The following is a 19,618-nucleotide window of genomic DNA, read 5'->3' on the forward strand; positions in this document are numbered from 1 at the left end:
GAGATCGGGTGCGGAATCAACAAGATCGGTTTAGAGGCCGCCTATACTTCGAAAATGAGTAGAGCGGTTTCTACCCTTCGTTTTGGATTCATAAAGAGCGTTGTCTGCTTCGTTTATCAAATCGATTGTCTTTTTACTTTCTTCCCGCGTTACCTGCATCGTGGCGATTCCGATGCTGATCGTAACGGGGATTCGATCCCAGGGAAAATTTCTTACCACTTGAACCAAACGTTCCGCGACTTCTCGGGCAGTTTCCTCGTTCTGATCGGGAAGGGCTATGATAAATTCTTCTCCGCCGTACCGAGCTAAGACGTCTTCTCCTCCTAAGCTCTTTGATAAGAGCTGAGAAATCGTGGTCAAAACTTCATCACCGGCCGGATGACCGAAACAATCGTTGTAATTCTTAAAGTGATCCACGTCGATCATCAGTAAGGAAAGAAATTTCCGTTTTCCTTCGGAAAAGGCGATCAGTTTGTTGAGATCTTCGTCAAAAGCTCTTCTATTTTTGAGATTTGTGAGCGGGTCCGTGGATGCTTGTTCAAAAAGACGATCGTTCGCTTCTTTGAGTTCCCGGGCTAGTTCTCCGATTTTTTTGTTCGACTCCACCAGCTCCGTGATATCTCTCCCGGTGATGTAGACAAGACCGGCTTCCAAATCCGGATAACCCGTCCAGGCAAAATATTTATAAGTTCCATCCGCGCATCGACAACGATTTTGAATCGAGGCTCTTGGAATCCCCGTATCTAGTTTGGCAAACTCCTGTATAGTTTCAACGTCGTCCGGGTGCAAAAGGTCGAAAGGGGTTTTTCCAAGGAGTATTTCGGGAGGCCAACCAAGAATTCTTTCAAAGGAGGGATTGACCGAAATGACGATTCCATCCAATCGTTGTATGGAAAAAAGGTCGAGTGAATACTGATAAAACTTTTCCAGATTGTATTCGTCTTTATAGTTCAAGAATGATTTCTCCTAACGTTGAATTTGAGAATCGGTTGAAAAATGAAAGTCCGCCTTTAAAAAAACGAAGTCCGTTCCGGCTGGATTGGATTCTCGAATTACCAAAAGGCTCTGACGGGATTTTCATTTCAGATCGGAAAAATGAGTCAAAGCGTCTCTTCCCCTCAGTTTGGATTCGTAGAGTGCACGATCCGCGTTCTCGATCATTCGGTTGAATAGATCCAGATTTTTTTCCACTGAAATCGAATCAAAAAAGAATGTAGTGATTCCGAGACTGACAGTGATCGGTCTTTTATCCCATTGGAATTTTCGGACCGCAGTCAGGAGACTTTCCGCGACTTCGATCGATTGCTCTCTCGACGTGTCGGGTAACGCGACTATGAATTCTTCTCCGCCAAATCGGGAAAGAATGTCGTTTTCACGAAACGTTTCCAAAAGAATCGAAGCCAATTGTACCAAAACCTGATCTCCGGCCGGATGTCCAAACTGATCGTTATAGGCTTTAAAATGATCCGCGTCCAACATCAGGACGGAAAGGCGTCCCTTTTCTTTTTGGAGTTTATGGATCAAATAGTTCAGTTCTTCATTAAAGGCCCTTCTGTTTTTGAGTTTAGTGAGCGGGTCTGTCGAAGCCTGCTCGAACAAACGATCGTTCGCTTCTTTGAGTTCTTGCGCGAGTTGGCTGATTTTTTTGTTGGATTCTACGAGGTCGGTGATGTCCCTTCCCGATGTGTACAACAATCCGGCTTTTAAATCCGGAAAGGAAGACCACTCAAAATGTTTATACTTTCCGTCCGCGCATCGATATCGATTTTGAAAGGAAATGGTCGGAATTCCCTCGTTCAATTTCGAAATTTCTTTGAGTGTGGATTCAAGATCTTCGGGATGCAAAAGATCAAACGGATTTTTCCCGAGGAGATCCTGCTCTGTCCATCCGAGAATTCTTTCAAAGGAGGGATTTACTTGAAGGACGGTACCGTCCAATCTTTGAATCGAGATCAGATCCAAAGAAAGTCTTACAAAGTTTTCAAGGTCGTATTCATTCTGAAAATTCATTTTTATTTCTCTACACAGCTCATTCGGAATCTAAGATTTTTTCTCAGAATTTAAAAACGATTTCTCCTCGTAAGAAGCAGAGAGGAACAATTTTTTCCCCGCGTTCAAACAAAGTGAAACTTCAAAAATGTTCTTTCTATCTCGTTTCGAAGCCGTTAAGAAAGAATGATTTTCTTTCTTAGAAAGCATTTTTCGAAAAGAAAAATAGTTAGCTCGTCTCTCCTTTTGCTATTAGAAGTGACGTTTTTTGAATTCGTTTCTTAACGAAGTTCCTAAGGAAGAGTCCAAAGAAGCAACCTTTTTCTGCGAGAAGGTATATTCTAATTATAGAATACATTTCAATTAAAGAGTGAATTTTATAATTAGAATGGAATGTTGATTTTCCTTTCTAAGAAGAATTGAATTCTTTTTGTCCTTTGAAATCATCCGATAAATTGAACGCTCTTTTGAATTCGAAGAAATCGGCCGTTGAACGCGGAAACTTGGATGATTCGATCTAAAACCGAAGGTTTACGGGAAGCGGCTTCGTTCTTTTGTGCTCGGAAAAATGTAGAATTCCAGGGTTCCCGTCCTTGACAGTGACGCTTTCTCTCCCAAGACTGGAGTGAAGTCCATGGGAAAAATCAGGGAACTCAGCCCCGAACTCATCAATCAAATCGCAGCGGGCGAAGTTATCGAATCGGCACATTCCGTTGTTAAAGAACTTATGGAAAATTCCATGGATGCGGGCGCTACTCAAGTCGACATCGAATCCAAGGACGGCGGACTTTCTCTTTTAAGAATCACAGACAACGGTTTCGGAATCGATCCCGAGGATTTAGAACCGGCTCTGAAAAGACACGCGACGAGTAAAATCAGAGACTACGGAGATCTGGAGAACGTTTTGAGTTACGGCTTTCGTGGGGAAGCGCTGGCTTCGATCGCTTCGGTCTCCCGCCTAACGTTGGAAAGCGGGACCAAGGATCAAAAGACCGCTTGGAAAATTCAGTCGATCGGCGGTAAAATTTCAGAGAAGGAAGAAATTCCCGGCTTTACGGGAACTAAAATTCTCGTGGAAGAATTGTTTTTCAATACTCCGGTCCGTAGAAAATTCTTAAAATCGATTCGTTCCGAAGATAAAAAAATTCGAGACCGTGTTACGACTCAAGCTTTGGCGAGAGAGGACATTCGTTTTCGTTTGTTCCAAGACGGAAAGGAAGTCTATGTGCTTCCGGCGAGGGAAAATAAAAAGGATCGAATCATCGACCTTTTTGGTGAAAACTTCCGAGATCATCTTTTGGAAGTGAGTTTAGATCGCGGCGGAATCAAGGCCTTCGGTTATATCAGCGATCCCGATTTTTATAAGTCCAATCGAACCGGTCAGTTTATCTTTATCAACGGGCGTCCTATCGAAATCAAATATAGTTCCGTGCTCTTAAAAAAAGCCTATGACGAACTCCTTCCTCCGAACGGACATCCGTATTGTTTTTTATTTTTTGAAATCGATCCTTCTCGAGTCGACGTCAACGTTCATCCCGCTAAAAAAGAAATTCGTTTTTTAGACGAAGAAGGATTCAACGGATTTTTTTTGACTCTCATTCAAAAGGAACTTCGTTCGAGCACTCCGGTCAGTTTTTTAGAACTCAAGAAACGTCTCTTAAGGCCTGCGCCCGAATCCTTTAAAAGCAGTTCTTTGTATCAGGCGCATTCTCCTGCCGGATACGGACAAAGTCCTCTTTTGAGCCGAGATATGTTTGCGGACGTTCCTCGTCAGGAAGGTTTTGATCTGGATCGGATGGGGCCGGGGGCCTCTTTGAACGCTCTGACGGATAACGTTGTAAAACATTCTTCTTTTATTCCTAAAAAACATTTCGGCGTTTTGTTTGAGACTTTTATTCTCGCGGAAGCGGAAGACGGTTTTTATATCATCGATCAACATACTGCACACGAACGGATTCGTTACGAAGAAGTTTTGAGAAAACTCGAAAAGAAGAATTACGGGATTCAACCGCTTTTGACTCCGATTCGAATCGATGTCTCCAAACAAGAACAAGAAGACATTTTAAATCGAAGAAAGGAATATGAGGAAGTTGGAATATTCTTGGACGCTTTAGGAGAGGATAGCGTCGTGTTAAGGGAAATTCCCGCTTATATGGAGCCGGGCCAGGAGAAAGAAATCATTCTCGATTTTTTAAACCGAACCGAAGGAAAAGAATCCAGCGAACCCGAGTTATACGATCTTATGGCGAAATGTGTGGCTTGCCGGTCCGCGATCAAAAAGGGGGATCATCTTTCCGATCCGATCCTCGCTGAAATTTTAAATCGATTGAGTTATTGTGAAAATCCTTCCCGTTGTCCGCACGGAAGACCTACCTTAGTGAAGTTGAGCAGAGATGACCTCGAAAGAATGTTCCACAGAAAATGAAGAAGTTCCGGATAAAGAACCGGATCGAGTCGTTCGCAAATTATTCCGCCAAACGTTAGTCGGAATCGTGATTCTCGTTTTGGGAGTTGTGTTCCTCGCGAGAGTTTTCCCCGAACCGGTCCTTGCGGTTTCGCAGAAGTTTATCGAAATCACGGGTGTTTTCGGAGTTGGGATCGGAATTCTTCTCGCGGATTCTTTGCACGTTTTTATTCCACCCGACGTTTTTTTGATGATCGCGGTCGCCGGAAAATTGAATTCCGTTCTTGTCATCGTTTCGGCTTCGATCGGAAGTCTGATCGGAGGAACGATCTCGTATTTAACCGGAAGAATTCTTCTGCCTAAAATCGAAGGTGTTGCGAGTTTTGTAAAAAAACACGAACAAAAACTCGAACACTACCTGCATCGTTACGGATTTTGGGCAGTGGTTTTGGCGGCTCTGACCCCGCTCCCGTATTCTTGGGTTTCTCTCGCGGCGGGGGCGATGAAAATGAGATATGTTCTCTTTTTTCAGGGTTGTCTTTTTAGAATTCCTCGGTTTATAGTATTCTATTATCTGATCCAATTCGGTTGGGTCGGAGGCGGAATGTAAACCTTCTGCTCTTTGCAGCAGTCTTATGATAAGAAGAATTGATTGCAATTAAGGTCGAATTTTTGGAAACCAACCAGCCTAATTTATTTCCTAAAACAAGAGAAGAGGTCATCCGAGAGAACTTGGATCTATTCGATCTTCCGATTCGAATTTCTGCGTTGATCGAAAACATTCTCCAAGGAAACATCCGAGAACAATCTCTGGTTTGTTGTCACAGCGCCTGCGACGTCTGCAACGCGACGATTAGAACTTGTCTTCGTAAGATTCGAAACGAATTGGAATCCACTTGAGCGATCTTTTTACAAAAAAGCCGATTCCGCCTTTGGCTCACAAGATTCGTCCTTCTTCTTTTGAGGAAGTGATCGGCCAATCCCGAGCTACTAAACAACTTGTAAACTATCGTTCTCCCGTTTCGATCATTCTTTACGGTCCTCCGGGCACTGGAAAATCCACGTTAGCCGGCATTCTATGCAGAAAATGGAATCTTCCGTATGTCGAATACAACGCCGTTTCGACCGGAGTCGCAGAGATCAAAAAATTATTGGAAAGGGCGGAGAGAGAAGGAACAATTTTACTCTTTTTGGACGAGATCCATCGTTTCAGCGCTTCGCAACAGGACAGTCTTTTGAAAGGTGTTGAAACCGGTCACCTCGTGCTTATCGGAGCCACGACCGAAAATCCTGCGTTTCGAATCACAAGACCTCTTTTATCGAGATGTCAAATTCTTAAAATCGAACCCTTGAGTTTGGAAGAACAATCCTCTCTTTTGGAAAGAGGACTGTCCAATCTTTCACCTCCGATCAAACTCAGCGACGAAGCGAAAGAAACTCTCATTCGATTCTCCGGAGGGGACGGAAGAAAACTTCTTTCCAACTTGGAAGGAATCAGTTTTAGTTTTCCTCCCGATTCTGAAATTTCCAAAACCGATATCGAAGAATATTTGGAAAGTCGAGTGATCGAATACGATAAGAGCGGAGAAGCCCACTACGACGTTATCTCCGCGTTTATCAAATCCGTCAGAGGAAGCGATCCCGACGCCGCGTTATACTATCTTGCCGTTTTACTCGAAGGCGGCGAGGATCCGCTTTTTATTATGCGAAGACTGATCATTCTCGCGAGCGAGGATATCGGAAACGCCTCCGTCAACGGTTTACCTCTTGCAGTTTCCGGTTTACACGCGCTCGAAGCGATCGGGATGCCCGAAGGAAGATTGATTCTCGCACACGTGACTACGTTTCTTGCTTCCTGTCCAAAGTCGAACGCGAGTTATCAGGGGATCGGAGCCGCGCTTTCTTTTGTAAGAGAACACGGAACAGGGATCAAAATTCCGAATCGTCTCAGAAACGCTCCCACCTTTCTTCATAAGAAGGAAGGCGCCTCGCAAGGATACGTGTATCCGCACGATTTCGGCGGTTTTAAGGAACAAAATTATTTCCCGGATGAAATCGCGGGGCAACCTCCGCGTTTTTACTTTCCGACCGGCAACGGGATGGAGTTAAAACTCAAAGAATATCTGGAGAAGGTTTGGGAAAAAACGCCTTGGAAGAAGGGAAGCTGATTATTTGTCGTAGAGTTCGGGGCGAATTCTAAACTGTTTGCTTGTAGTTTCTAAAAAATTGTTTTTGGTTTCTTTTTCGTTTTTCTGAGTTTGAAATTCAGCATTCCAATGTTTGGAACTTCTTTTGATCGGCGAGTTCGCTTGTTTTTGTTTTGCTTCTGAATTGAACATGTTTCCTCCTTTCGAAGATAAGACCTTTTAGGTTTAGTATTCGTTTCGTGTAGTTTTAGAAAATTCTAAACCCTTTTTTTAAAGGGAGAATTGCGTTTCGGTTACAAATTCGTTGTGTTCTTTGGCGCGGAGCCGTATCTTGAGATTTTTTCATTCTTTGTTTCAAAAGTTGAGGCTAAGATTGTTCAAAACGGAGTTCTCATGCGGTCTCGTTTTGAATCTCTGATCTTCCGCATTCTTATTTCTGAATTCTTCCGGAACTTGTTTTATCTCCACTCGCTCATTGAGAAGCGATTCGGTTCCCGACTGAAGCGGGTGAGGATTTTTGTCGGAGTTCCAACGAAAGAGACGAGGAGCTTTGTGCTTGCAAAAAGTGTAATTCTGTGATAGAGGAAAGTCTTCCGGAATTTTCCGCCACCCACCCCTCCACCCGAGATTTGGGCGGGGCGCGCGACCTTCACGAAAAGATTGTCGGAGTTACGACAGATCTCTCCAAGTATTCAAAAATTATGAAATTCTTATATAAATTCCTCTTTGAGAGCTTCGATGACTCTCTCGTTTTGTTCAGGTCTTCCGATCGTGATTCGAAGTGCATTGAGTTCGTAACTTTTTAAATCTCTTAGAATCAATCCTTTTCTCAAAAGAGATTGGGTGATTTCTGTAGAGGATTTTCCGTTTTTTCTTGCAAATAATGTGATGAAGTTTGCAAAAGAATCTATAAATTCTATACTCTGCTCTTTTGCAAAATCCTCGTACCGTTTCATTTCTTCCAGATTGATTCGGAGATAATTTTCGACGTGATCTTCGTTTTTCAGGGCTTCGGTTGCCGCGAGCGCGGAAAGATTTGCGACGCTAAACGGTGGACGCATCTTGTAGATATTTTGGATCAACTCGGCGTTCCCGATTCCGTATCCGATTCTCATTCCTCCTAGTCCGTAAACTTTGGAAAAGGTGCCCGTATAAAAAACGTTCGGAAAAAGATCCGTAACTTCCTTTGCGGGAATGAATTTTTCAGGATCTTTCCGTTCCCCGAATTCCATATAAGCCGCATCGATGACGACTAACGTATCAGGGGATAGTTGTTTTAAGAATTCATAAACTTCCGATTTGGAAAGCGCATCTCCGACCGGATTGGACGGAGTGCATAAAAACAAAATTTTAGGTTTTACAACCCTCGCTAAATCTAAGAATGCATTTAAGTCGTGCGGAACGGATTCGGTCGAGTGGATCTTTGCTCCGCACTGGAGCGCGTAGATCCTATACATCGCAAACGTGATCCGATTTATGAGAATCGAATCTCCCGGCGCTAAAACACATCTGCACGCAAAATCCAAAACCTGATCGCTTCCGTTTCCGGGAATGATCCTTTCGGGAGAAACTTCGAATTTTTTTGCGAGCGCGTTTTTTAAATCCAGGTAAGAATCGTCCGGATACTGGGACATTTTTGGCGCGAAGTTTCGAACCGCTTCGATGACGGTTGGAGAACAACCGAACGGGTTTTCATTCGATCCTAGTTTGATCACCTTTTCGGGGTCGATCCCGAATTCGCGAACCACGAGTTCTATCGGCTTTCCCGCTTCGTAACTTTTGAGAGAATTGAGTATCGGTTGAAACTGGACCATCATCTCCCATACTTCTGAGTCCGAAAAAATTTGGGAATCGATTTAAGAACATTTTTCCAGGGCTTTCGAAAAAAGATTTTGTCTCGTTGGGTTTTTTAAATTTCTTCCCTCTAATCCTTACAGGTTCGCCGAATAAAAAATCTGGAAAAGAAATGAAAGATACGCAGTTAGAACAAGAACTCCTGGAAGCGAAAATGCCGACCTCCTACGACCTAAAAAACGGCGAAGCTCTGCTTCAAGATATTCTAAGATCCTTTGAAAGTTTTGATCGTGCGTTAGGAAACACCGTAAAAGAGCTTTTTCCTCTGGACGAAATTAAGTAGATTCGGAGCAACTTTCCCGAATCTTTTTCCAGTTTTGTAATTGGATTCCTTTTGTTTTCGTTTTTATTCGTTTTGAAAAATCCTTCGCCTTTTGAATCCGGGCTTGATTGTCGGGATGTGTGCTAAACCAATCTAAAATTTTCTCCGGGTCCCATTTTTTCCCTTCCTCATCGGAATGTTTTTGATTCTTATTTTTTTTGTCCGATCTGATTTTCGTTTCTTCTCTTTCAAAAAAATCGATAAAACCCTGTACTCCCACTTCCGACTTTTTAAGAGTTTCAAACGCGTTCTCGTCGGCTTCTTCTTCGAATTCTCTCGAGTATCTTAGAATCGTGAGCGTATTGATGATTTCGGTGATCGTTTCCAAGGAGCCGATATCTTCAAAGCCGAGCCCGATCGCGAGTTTGATGACGATCGAAATTCCCAAAAGACGAATGACTTGTCTGATCCCGTGTCTTTGTTCTATGTGAGAAATTTCATGGGCGAGGATCGCCGCGATTTCCTCCGGGGTTTCGGATTCTCGGATCAGGCCGGAAAGAATATAAATTTTCCCTCCCGGAAGAGCAAATGCGTTTATATCATCACTTCTTAATATTCGAATTTCATACCGGTCTTTTCTTTTATTCGGAAGAATTGTTCTATAAATTTTTTCCACGCCGTATTTGAGTTTTCGGTTTTTACATTCGGAATAGCCGGCTTCGAATCGTTCGCCAATCAGATTTCCCAGAGATTTGTCCGCAGATTCCGGAACAAAGATATAAAGTCGATCGAGTTTTGTAAAAAGAAGCAGAACGATCCCGAACGCGAGAATACCCGCTATCAAAATCTGATACAAATTCGGAAGTTGTAGGAATCTAGAAATCAAACCGCCGGGACCGTCACCGAACGTCCTACTTCTGTTCTTTTTGATCCGTGCGGCTTTATCTTCGGATTCGAACGTTAGAATCAGATCGGATCCGTCTTCGTTCGGATTTTTTAGTTCCAGTCGGTATTCGTTTCCCAGCTTCTCAAGGGATTGAATTTGTGTATAAGAAAAATGGAATGTCTTTGGAGTTGAATCGCCGGATTCAAAAATCAAACCGGTTTCTTCGGAAGTTAGATCCCCAGAAACCGGAATCGCGGATTTTCCGTCGTAATAAAAATCCGGCATCCTTTTTAATTGCCGAAAATACTGCCGATTGCCTCGCTCGCCTCGGAAAGACCGTCAGCCAACGCGCTCGCGTTCGGATCTTTTATGCTCTGAATGGAGGACAAATCGGGGGCGGATTCCAAATATAAAGAATCGGTCAGGATTCTTAAACCTCGAAGATAAGCCCAAGGAACGCCGATCCCAAGCGTAAAAAATACCAGGACGATAGAGATTAGCCCGTTTATAAAAACGGTCCCACCTTTGAGTTCCGATCGAAAGGGGATTCCCTGAAACTTCGTGTGATTCCAGATGTAGTTATGAACGTTTGCGTGAAACCAAAATAAATAGATCCCGGCGGTCAAAGGAGTCAGGAATATTCCTTTAAGATAGATAAAGAACAGATCCTTTCCGTTTCCGTCGTATTGAAAGTTCGCGTTTCCTAAGTGAGATTTTTCAATATAAAATTTTTCCATACGATTGATAAACCAGGCGGAATAGATCCCGAGGGTTACCGCGGATAGAAGCGCGCTTGGAATAAAAATTCGAATCAGTTCCTCCACCCTTCCGCTAAATCGAAATCTAATATTGTTAAACGAAGTTCTACCCAAAAAATATCTTCTGGATCCGATTACGACATATGGAATGATGCATAAAAGTCCCATATAAAGCGCGATCGTTACGATCACCTTCGCCCAGATTCCTAAAAGGGAAGCTAAGAAGTAAATTCCTCCCGCGACAAGGGCTCCTAAAATAATAAGTCCCAATCCTTTTATAAAACCGAGGAAATTTTCCTTACCGGTACCATGATAATCGAATCTTTGGCCTTGAAAGAGGACGTGTCTGTGGACAAATTTCTGAGTATTCACCTTTGCCCAAAAATAATAAACACCGAACGTGATAAGAGTGAAAAAAATGTTCTTTAGATAGATTAAGAAAAGATCTTCTCCTTTTGCATCGATCGAGAATTTCTGATTTTCATTCTGCATTTCCATCTCCTGAGATTGTAAGTAGGAAAAATTTTAAAAGTACTGATCGATCAAGTTAGAGAGGATTACGATTCGTTCAAGAAAAAAATTTCCAAAGGAATTTTTAAAGTGTGAGCTTTCTATAGGTTTGTGTAAAATCTTCGAAAAACTTATTCTGATTGAGAGCGTATTCCAAAACGAGAGCCCTTGATTCGTCGTTTTTTAATAACTCCCTATCGTTTGGAATCAAAAGCGGGCCTTCGAGTCCGGCCTTTAATAGGACATGGAAGTAGCTGTTATCGAAATAATAAGGATTGGCGGTGAAGGATTCCGCGCCTAACCATCCGATCGTTCTTGCTCCGGAGATTGTAACTAGGTCCTGTATGTTCAGATTCATCTTTCCCAAACAAGGCAACTGATCCTTTTGAGTCATCATTCCCAAAGGAAGAATCTGTTGAATAATACCAAAGGATTTGTCTTCTCTTCCCGGTTCGACCGTAATCCTCGGTCCTCCCGATTTTTCGAGAGAAACCACTCCAGCTAACGCTAGAAAGTCGGCGAGAGAATAGGAGCTTCCGTTTTTTTGCGAAAAATTTTCCTTCGCCTCGATCAGTCGATCCAGGTTGGCTGCGATATCCTGGTTTTCCGGAAGAGATCGAAAGTTCTCGAAATGAGCTGCTGCACCGAGCCCCAACCAGTTTTCTTTTTCGTCAAAAAGACAGGCGAGATGATAGACTAACTTTAACCAACTTCCAGTCTCCCTCACAAGGATGATCTTTCGAAGATAATCTTTTGCTTCTTCCCAAGTATTGAGACTCGCTTTTTTTAGGATCTCTTGGATCTCGTAGAGTTTGTAATCTCCGGTTTTTCCTTTGAGCTTTGTCGAAAAAACCCTTCCTTTACGAACGCGGCTGTGAACCTGCTCGTAAAACGATTCCGATATGAGGACGGTCGCTCCTGCCTTTTTTGTCTTAGACTCGATTCTGCTCGCCATGTTTACCGAATCTCCGATTGCGGTAAAAGACATGTTAGCAGGATGGCCGAGTTGTCCTAATATGCAGCTTCCATAATGTATCCCCACGCCGATTCGGAAGTTTATATGGAAATGCGACTTTAGATATTCGTTGAGGGAATAGAGTTCGAGTTCCATTTCTTTAGCCGCCCGTAAAGCGCCGATACAAATTTCTTCCGGAGAACCTCCGTCCACTCCGAAAAGCGCCATAAGTCCGTCGCCAATGTATTTGTCGATCTTGCCGCCGTGTTTTAATACGATGTCTCCCATTTTGTAAAAATAGCGGTTGAGAATGTGAATTACGTCGTAAGGAAGATGAGATTCCGAAAAACTAGTGAAGTCTCGAATGTCGCTAAAAAGGATCGCGATTTCCTTTTCTTCACCGGAGATTGTCGCTGAACCTGGGATCGTTAGGTTGTAGTCTTCTTCGTCTAAAACGATTCTTCGAACTCGTACGTCTCCCGTAACCTTTGCTTGACACGCAAGCCGTACAGCCTCAGGAAAACCTTTCTTTTGCGACAGATCCTTTTCTTTTTGTTGAGGTTCGGATAAATTGGAAGAATTTTCCAAAACTAAGACACGACAAGTGGAACACCTTGCATTTCCTCCGCAAGCGTGTGTATGAGGAATTCCGTGGGCTAAGCTAATTTCCAACAGACTCTGAGGTGGGGAATCTTCGGATAAACTAATTTCTCTTTCGTTTTCAAAATTAACAAGAATCATTAAAACCTTCCAGATTTCATAAGAATATAAAAAAATAATTGGCGTTCTACGGGGAAGGCTATAATTGCGGACCCGGTTGTCAAATATAAGAACTTTGATCGTCGGGTTTGTATCTTCGGCATTAAAAACTAACGCGAGTTAGAAAAAGACGGATGTTTACTTCCGCTTTTTAAAATATATTCTGCGAAAGACGAAAATTGATTTTTGGAAATAAATTTCCGACACGTTGATTCGATCGTATCGTATAATGTAAAACAAAACACTGTTTAGGATCACGAATGAACGGAAACGAACTTCCTAAAAAAGAAAGCGTAGAATCAAAACCGGTCATACTCTTGGTCGACGACGAATTGATCATTTTGAGGGGACTCAAAGAACAACTCAAACTCGCATTCGGAAAGGAATACGATATCGAGACCGCGGAAGACGCCGAATGCGCTTGGGAAATTTTAGAAGAATATCTAAGTCTCGGGATCGATATTCCCGTCGTGATCTGCGATCAAGTGATGCCTGGAGTCAAAGGGGACGAACTTCTCATCAGGATTCACAATCGAAATCCGGATATCCGAAAGATCATGCTTACGGGTCAGGCTTCCGCGGACGCCGTGGGAAACGCTTTGAACCATGCGAACTTGTATCGTTATCTTTCCAAACCTTGGGATTCGAACGATTTGATTCTAACGATTCGAGAGGCCCTCAAATCCTATTTTAAGGACGTCTCGCTCATGGACCTCAATCAGAAATTGGAGAAAACGCTTCTTTATGACAAGGAGACCGGACTTCCCAATTTGGAAAGTCTTCGCAGGGCTCTGGATGAAAAAGAGATTCGAGGAATTCCTTCTACACTTTCCGTGATCCGAATCGAATCTTCCACTTCTACAACTCATCATTTCGGAGTCGGGGTATATCACAAAGTTCTCAATCAATTCTTAAATTCACTTTCCGCATTTTTGGGAAAGTCGGGAAGATTATTTCATCTCTATCAAGACGAGGTAGCGGTTCTTTCCGATATCGAGGAAAGTAAATTCCATTCTCTTTTGGCTGCGTTTCGGATTCTTCTCAGATCGGAATATCTGGAGGCGGACGGAATTTCTTTTCGAGTGAACGTTTCTATCGGAGTCGCAACCGACTATTCTGCGTTATACTATAAGGCGAGAATCGCCATGATGAACGCGGCTCAAAACAGCGAACTCGAATTGATGCAATACTCCAATTCGATGGAAGAAGGGGATCAGTATCAGATAAATCTGATCCTCGGAAGAAAGCTGAATGAAGCAATCAATGCGGGTAACGTGATTCCTTTTTTTCAGGGAATTTACGACAATAAACTCGAGAAAATTACGAAATTTGAATGTCTTGCAAGAATCCAAGACGGGGACCAGATTTATTCACCCGCGAGTTTTATCTCGATAGCTAGATCGACGGGGATCATCCGACTTTTGACGCCGATCATGATCGAAAAATCGCTTCGATACTTTTCAAAACATCCTGATTATTCCTTTTCGATTAACATCTCCGAATCCGATCTTGAAAAAAAAGGTTTTGCACTTTGGGTCTCGAGTCGCCTGCAACACTACGGAATTTTTCCCGAAAGATTGACTCTTGAAATTTTAGAAACGGATCGGCTATCCGCGGGAGATCGGGGATTGGAGACGATCCGGGAACTCAAGGAATGCTGCTGTAAGATCGCGATCGACGACTTCGGAGTGGATCAATCCAATTTTGAAAGATTGATGGAGATTGATCCCGATTATATCAAAATCGACGGTAAGTTTATCAAAGGGATTCACTTGAGTCAGACACCTTTTCTTCTTACCTCTGCAATGACGGAAATGGCTCATCGTATCGGAGCTAAGGTGATCGCGGAATTTGTAGCCGGGAAAGAAGAATTTGACACCGTTCGTTCTCTCGGGGTGGAGTTTTGCCAGGGTTATTATATTATGGAGCCGTCTCCGGAGATTCTTCCTATCCCTCGGGTTTCGCCTTAAAAGGGTTTGTCATTTTTTTCCAAAATTGACTTGCCATTATTTTTTTTCCAAATAGTGTAACACCTTGCGTTTTTTTACGATTAGGCGAGTCGAATAAAATAGGTGAGTGTGTCAGTTGGATAAGGCAATTCTTTTTGTAGACGATGAAGCTCTGATACTTATGAGCATGAAATCTCAGGTGAAACGTCATCTCGGGGACGGATACCGATACGAAACCGCATTGGACGCCGGAGAAGCCTGGCAGATCATTGAAGAGCTGGTTCACGAAGAAGTCAGAATTCTTATCATCATTTCCGATTGGTTGATGCCCAACGTAAAAGGGGATGAGTTCCTCAGACAAGTTCACAGCAAGTATCCCGAGATCCAGAAGGTGATCGTAACGGGCCACGCCGACGATTCTTCCATCGAAGCTTTGAAAAAGGAAATCAATCTGCGTTCTTATCTCAAAAAACCTTGGGATGAAAAAGAATTGGTTTCTACGATCACAACCGCTCTCCAGGGATAAAACCCCTTCCCTTTGAATCAAGGTTCCTTTTGTTTTTTTACAATCCACAAAACACGGATTAGGCGTTTTCGGTAAGAATCGGGAGATAGATCTTAAAAGAAGTCATCCCCGGAACACTTTCTAGTTCGATCTTTCCGTCGTGTTTTTGGACGATCTTTTTTACGATGTCGAGCCCGAGCCCGCTTCCTTCTCCGGGAGCTTTTGTGGTAAAGAAGGGTTCGAAAATTCTTTCCTGAATTTCAGCGGGAATTCCGGGGCCGTTGTCCTTTACTTCCACCATCAACTCGTCGCCCGTTTTTTTTAACCGAATTAGGATCGTTCCTTTAAACTGCATCGCCTGTAAAGAATTGTAAATGAGGTTCGTCCAGATATGAAGGAGGTCGTCGGGAAAACAAAGAATAGGGGGAACCTCCTCGAAGTCCTTTTGAAGATCCACTCCTTTTTTGAGCTGATTGTGATAGATCGTAAGAACCGTTTCGATCGTGTCCTTGACCGAAGCGAGAATTCTTTCTCCGGCGATATCGAAATGGGAGAAGTTTTTGAGGGCGTAAAGAATTTTGGAGATTCTATCCACCGCGATTTGAATCGTCTTTGTATTTCTAAAAAAGAAGGATTCCAAGGAAGAATATTCCAATATCATTTCGGATTGTTCCAATAGAAGAAGGGGAACGAACTTTTCAGGTAATTCTCCGATTCCCATATCGACTAACGTGTCTGCGTAGGAAGCCGCGAGTCGCGCGGGTATTTTACGGGATTCTAATACGTTTGTGATCGCTTTTTTGCGGCTTCTTTGTTCCATCCCCGTAAAGTGTTCGTTGCCGGAAATTGCTTTTTCTATAAACTCGGCGAACAATTCCCTCGATTCGGAATCCAAGGAACCCATTGCGAGTTGCACGTCGGGGAGAAGGGAACGAAATTGATTGAGACATTCTTGAATATTTTGATTGGAGGCTTGGACGGCTCCGATCGGATTGTTGATTTCGTGCGCGATTCCCGCCATAAGCTGACCTAACGCGGCCATTTTTTCGGATTGAATCAGCTGGGATTGGGTTTTTTTTAAATTCTCCAACGTATTCTCTAATTCCGTTTTTTGGATTTCGATGAGTTTGTTTCTAACCCGGATTTCGTTGTTCACGATTCTGAGTTCTTCTGCCTCCTTAAACGGAGACGTGTCGATTACGTTGACTGAGTAGAAGAGCTTTCCTTTGTTGATAAACGTTCTGACACTTACGATTGCGGGAAAAAAAAGGCCGTTCTTTTTTCTGGCTACGATTTCCGTAGAATCCTTTCCTCCCAATGAAAAGTTTCTTTTTCTCAAATCCTTTAGGGAACTTCTGGAAAGGAGCCGAATCAAATTCAGTCCGGCCGCTTCTTTTGCTGAATATCCGAATAACTTTTGAAAGGCGGGATTGGAATCGTCGATTCGAATATTCCCTTTTTCTAATAAAATGATCGCTTCGTTCGAAAATTGATAAAAGGTCTGAAACCTCATCTCGGACGTTTTGAGTTCTTCTTCCGCTTTTTTTCTTTCGGTGATATCGGTTACCGTTCCTACGATTCGAAGGGGTTGAAAATTCCGATCCCGATAGAGTTTTCCCTTGGATTCGATCCACGCTAGTTCGTCGTTCGGTAAAAGTAGCCGGTGTTGAAAATAATAGTCGTCTCCCGGATTTTTACCTGTGAGAAGATTTTGAATGGTTTTTTCCAAAAGAGGTTTGTCTTCAGGATGTGTCAGATCGGAGACCGCCTTGAGATTGGCTTTGAATCCGTCTGCGTCCGTTCTAAAAATCTGAAACGCTTTTTCGGACCAAGTGATCCTGTCTTCTTTTATATCCCAGCTCCAGTTTCCCATATTCGCCGCGTTGAGCGCGAGACGAAGTCTTTCTTCGCTGTCCTTTAACATCTCTTCGGCTTTTTTCTTTTCGGCGATATCGATCATCGCCCCCATCATACGAAAGGGCTGGTTGTTTCCGTCGTAGATAAAAATTCCGCGGTCTTCGACTAAAATATACGCTCCGTGTTTGGTCCTAAATCTGTAAATGGAACGAAATTTGGAGTGTTTTGCCATCGATTCTTCCATTTCACGTAAAACTCGAACTAAATCGTTCGGGTGGACGGATTCTATTCGTTTATCTATATTAAAATTTTGGAATTCTTCAAGTTTAAATCCTGTCAGCGAAAAAACGGCGCCGGCCCATGTCACTTTCCCTGTGGAGATATCGTAGTCATAAACGATACTTCCGGTTTGTTCAGCAACGGTTCTGTATCTTTCCTCACTCTCTTTGAGGGCCCTTTCCTTTAAGACGTTTTCCGTGATATCGGTAACTAAAAATACGAGGGATTGAATTTCACCCTTTTGATTTTTTACCGGCGAACCGTTTACGGAAAGATATTTTACATCTCCGTTTTCTGTCACGATCGCATGTCGAATGTCGTAGACCGGCGCTCCGGTTTTTATTACCTGCGTAAACGGCTGGTCTTTCTCTTTCCATTCTCCTCCATCGAGCGACTTTGCTTTCCATTTTGGAGAATTGTATTTTCGGGAGGTTATTTCGGAATTTCGAATCCCTAAAACGTGTTCCGAACTTTTATTTGCATAGAGTATTTCGCCTTCCGTGTTTAAGACCGTGATCGAAGTCGCGCTGTTTTCCGTGATGGACGAGAGAAGGTCTCTTTCCTGTTTCAGCTCGTCTTCCACTCTTTTTCTTTCAAGCGCATTGATGATGATCTCCGCGAAGTTTCTTAAGAGTTGATTTTCCAGACGATCGAGATCTGGTTCTTTTCGGATTCCTATGTTTTCGGATCCGAAACCGAGTCTTCCTTTTAGAGCGCCGCCGATCATTAAGGGGATTGCGAGAAAAGATTGAAATCCGTTTCGGAAAAAAAGGTCGAGATCGGATTTTGTGCCGGAAGGAAGGTCCTCCAGTTTTTCGATCTTAGCGATTCGTCCCGCCTTCATTTCTCCAGTGATAAAACTGTTCGGATCGATCGATTCTATCTGATTTAGATTTTCTTTCTGAATTTTTGCTTTTGGATGAATCCATTCATAGATCACTTTTCTGGTTGTATATTTCGAGTTGTAGAGAACGATACTGGCTCTCTGCATATTGAGAAAGAGAGAAAGTTTTTCCAGAGCGGATAGAATCGTTTGAGAAATCTCATGGGAAGGAAGGTTGATGATTTCGCTCGAAACTTTTGTGGTCAACGTTTCGAATCCGAGACGGTATTGAAGAAGCCTTTCACTTTTTCTCTTTTCACTGACGTCCAAAATCGAACCGATGATCTTTTTAAGTTCTCCTTTTTCGTCGGTTATCAATTCGCTCTGGTTCAGGATCGTTTTAGTCTTACCGGAAATCGTGACGATTCTATATTCGATTTCACGAATGTATTTATTTTTAACCGCGTCTTTGAAATAGTTCAGAACCCTGGTTTGATCATCGGGATGAATCAGTTCGATACCGTAGATTCCCTTGGAGGATAAATTCTCAAGTTCGTAAATTTTCCCGAGATATTCCGAGACAAACATCGTTTCGTTTGTGAGATCGAATTCCCAGGAGCCTAACCCGGCCAACTTTTGGGAACGGGAAAGAGCGGCTTCTTTTTCTATCAAAAGTTGCTCCGCTTTTTTTCTCCGATCGATATCTGCGTGGATCCCGTACATCTTAAGCGGTTTACCGTTTGCATCGTAGTCTTGGAGTTTTCCAACGGTAAGAATCCACTTCCAAGAACCGTCCTTGCATTTTAAACGGAATTCACATTCGTAGACGGGAGTTTCTCCGGACATGTATCGATTCAGGGCTTGCTCAGCCAAGGGAAGGTCTTCCGGATGCAACAGGGATTTCCAAGTATCGACGTGCGGTGCGAGTTCGTTCAGCTTGTAACCGAGCATTTCAGCCCAATATTCGTTGTAAGAATTGCCGTTAGTCGGAATATCCCATTCCCAGAGTCCCAGTTCTCCGCCGTAAATTGCTGATTCCAGACGTTTCTGATTTTTTTTGAGTTCGTCTTTGATCTTTTTTTGATCTCGAATATCCAGAATACTTCCGCGAACTAAAAGTTTTTCTCCTGGAAGAGAGATCAATCGAACTTCGCAAGAAATGATTTCCCCCGATTTGGATTGGTGAAGCCATTCAAAGGTGACTAACTCGCCTTGACTCGCTCTTTTGAGATATCCGATCGCGGCTTCTTCGCTGGACCTTCCGTCTTCTTGAAAGTGAGGGCTGATCTCAACCGGGCCGATCGTTTGAAATTCTTCTCGAGAATAACCGAAAAGATCCGAGGCCCTTTGATTGACCGACTGGAACTTTCCGGTTTCCATATTTAGGATCACGATCGCGTCCGGAGAATTTTCGATGATCTGAGAAATTCTTTTTTCGGCTTTGAGGAGGGATTCTTTTAAGAATTCGTGTTCACGTAGTTGATTCTCCAGAGATCGGATCCGAAGTCTGGACTCTTCTAATTCTTTTTTTAAATTCTCGAAAGAATCGGAGTCAGGATTCATGATTATTTTTCCTCAATAAGATCCTTAAAACGAAAGAATCAAGATAGATTAGAATTTTATGATTTCCTAAAAAAAAATTCTTTTTGAAAACCGAATCCGAAAAAGGAAAACCCGAAAC

Annotated in this window: 15 protein-coding genes; 7 read left to right on the forward strand and 8 right to left on the reverse strand. The window is 43.0% G+C overall.

Features of this window, described 5'->3' with window-relative positions; translation table 11 throughout:
* Nucleotides 1–30 precede the first annotated feature (30 nt).
* Both JWG45_RS07570 and JWG45_RS07575 read right to left on the reverse strand, forming a co-directional pair.
* Nucleotides 31–954, reverse strand: a complete 924-nt coding sequence (locus JWG45_RS07570; protein ID WP_205279153.1) for a sensor domain-containing diguanylate cyclase — start codon at nt 952–954, stop codon at nt 31–33.
* A 123-nt stretch (nt 955–1,077) separates the two neighbouring features.
* Nucleotides 1,078–2,010: a sensor domain-containing diguanylate cyclase gene (locus tag JWG45_RS07575; protein ID WP_205279154.1), complete on the reverse strand. Its 933-nt coding sequence runs from the start codon at nt 2,008–2,010 to the stop codon at nt 1,078–1,080.
* A gap of 613 nt (nt 2,011–2,623) precedes the next feature.
* On the opposite strand from JWG45_RS07575, the gene mutL reads away from it, so the two are divergent.
* From mutL to JWG45_RS07595, 4 genes are all read left to right on the forward strand, one after another.
* Complete coding sequence (gene mutL / locus JWG45_RS07580) at nt 2,624–4,414, forward strand: DNA mismatch repair endonuclease MutL (protein ID WP_205279155.1); 1,791 nt, start codon at nt 2,624–2,626, stop codon at nt 4,412–4,414.
* Nucleotides 4,383–5,003, forward strand: coding sequence for a YqaA family protein (locus tag JWG45_RS07585; RefSeq protein ID WP_205279156.1), 621 nt, complete (start codon nt 4,383–4,385; stop codon nt 5,001–5,003). Before mutL ends, JWG45_RS07585 begins: the two co-directional genes overlap by 32 nt.
* Nucleotides 5,004–5,065: 62 nt before the next feature.
* Nucleotides 5,066–5,293, forward strand: coding sequence for a hypothetical protein (locus JWG45_RS07590; RefSeq protein ID WP_205279203.1), 228 nt, complete (start codon nt 5,066–5,068; stop codon nt 5,291–5,293).
* A complete protein-coding gene (locus JWG45_RS07595; protein WP_205279157.1) occupies nt 5,290–6,561 on the forward strand; it encodes a replication-associated recombination protein A in 1,272 nt (423 codons plus the stop codon). Before JWG45_RS07590 ends, JWG45_RS07595 begins: the two co-directional genes overlap by 4 nt.
* Here JWG45_RS07595 and JWG45_RS07600 read toward each other — a convergent pair whose 3' ends face one another.
* Nucleotides 6,562–6,732, reverse strand: coding sequence for a hypothetical protein (locus JWG45_RS07600; RefSeq protein WP_205279158.1), 171 nt, complete (start codon nt 6,730–6,732; stop codon nt 6,562–6,564).
* A 518-nt stretch (nt 6,733–7,250) separates the two neighbouring features.
* Nucleotides 7,251–8,354 carry a histidinol-phosphate transaminase gene (hisC, locus tag JWG45_RS07605; protein WP_205279204.1) on the reverse strand — a complete coding sequence of 368 codons (1,104 nt, stop codon included), beginning with the start codon at nt 8,352–8,354 and terminating at the stop codon, nt 7,251–7,253.
* Nucleotides 8,355–8,506: 152 nt separating this feature from the next.
* On the opposite strand from hisC, the gene JWG45_RS07610 reads away from it, so the two are divergent.
* Nucleotides 8,507–8,677, forward strand: coding sequence for a hypothetical protein (locus JWG45_RS07610; protein ID WP_205279159.1), 171 nt, complete (start codon nt 8,507–8,509; stop codon nt 8,675–8,677).
* Here the strand turns inward: JWG45_RS07610 and JWG45_RS07615 are convergent.
* From JWG45_RS07615 to JWG45_RS07625, 3 genes are all read right to left on the reverse strand, one after another.
* On the reverse strand, nt 8,670–9,827 hold the full coding sequence (locus JWG45_RS07615) for a M48 family metallopeptidase (protein ID WP_205279160.1): 1,158 nt from the start codon (nt 9,825–9,827) through the stop codon (nt 8,670–8,672). The two genes, JWG45_RS07610 and JWG45_RS07615, sit on opposite strands and share 8 nt — an antisense overlap.
* A 5-nt stretch (nt 9,828–9,832) precedes the next feature.
* Complete coding sequence (locus JWG45_RS07620; protein WP_205279161.1) at nt 9,833–10,792, reverse strand: YjgN family protein; 960 nt, start codon at nt 10,790–10,792, stop codon at nt 9,833–9,835.
* A gap of 103 nt (nt 10,793–10,895) precedes the next feature.
* Complete coding sequence (locus tag JWG45_RS07625; RefSeq protein WP_205279162.1) at nt 10,896–12,506, reverse strand: peroxidase family protein; 1,611 nt, start codon at nt 12,504–12,506, stop codon at nt 10,896–10,898.
* A gap of 278 nt (nt 12,507–12,784) precedes the next feature.
* On the opposite strand from JWG45_RS07625, the gene JWG45_RS07630 reads away from it, so the two are divergent.
* Nucleotides 12,785–14,494 carry an EAL domain-containing response regulator gene (locus tag JWG45_RS07630; RefSeq protein WP_205279163.1) on the forward strand — a complete coding sequence of 570 codons (1,710 nt, stop codon included), beginning with the start codon at nt 12,785–12,787 and terminating at the stop codon, nt 14,492–14,494.
* Nucleotides 14,495–14,609: 115 nt separating this feature from the next.
* A complete protein-coding gene (locus JWG45_RS07635) occupies nt 14,610–14,999 on the forward strand; it encodes a response regulator (RefSeq protein WP_205279164.1) in 390 nt (129 codons plus the stop codon).
* A gap of 58 nt (nt 15,000–15,057) precedes the next feature.
* On the opposite strand, the gene JWG45_RS07640 is transcribed toward JWG45_RS07635, so the two are convergent.
* On the reverse strand, nt 15,058–19,500 hold the full coding sequence (locus JWG45_RS07640) for a PAS domain S-box protein (protein ID WP_205279165.1): 4,443 nt from the start codon (nt 19,498–19,500) through the stop codon (nt 15,058–15,060).
* Between the last annotated feature and the right edge of the window lie 118 nt (nt 19,501–19,618).

The organism is Leptospira ainlahdjerensis, assembly GCF_016919175.1.
In the GTDB taxonomy this organism is placed as follows: domain Bacteria; phylum Spirochaetota; class Leptospiria; order Leptospirales; family Leptospiraceae; genus Leptospira; species Leptospira ainlahdjerensis.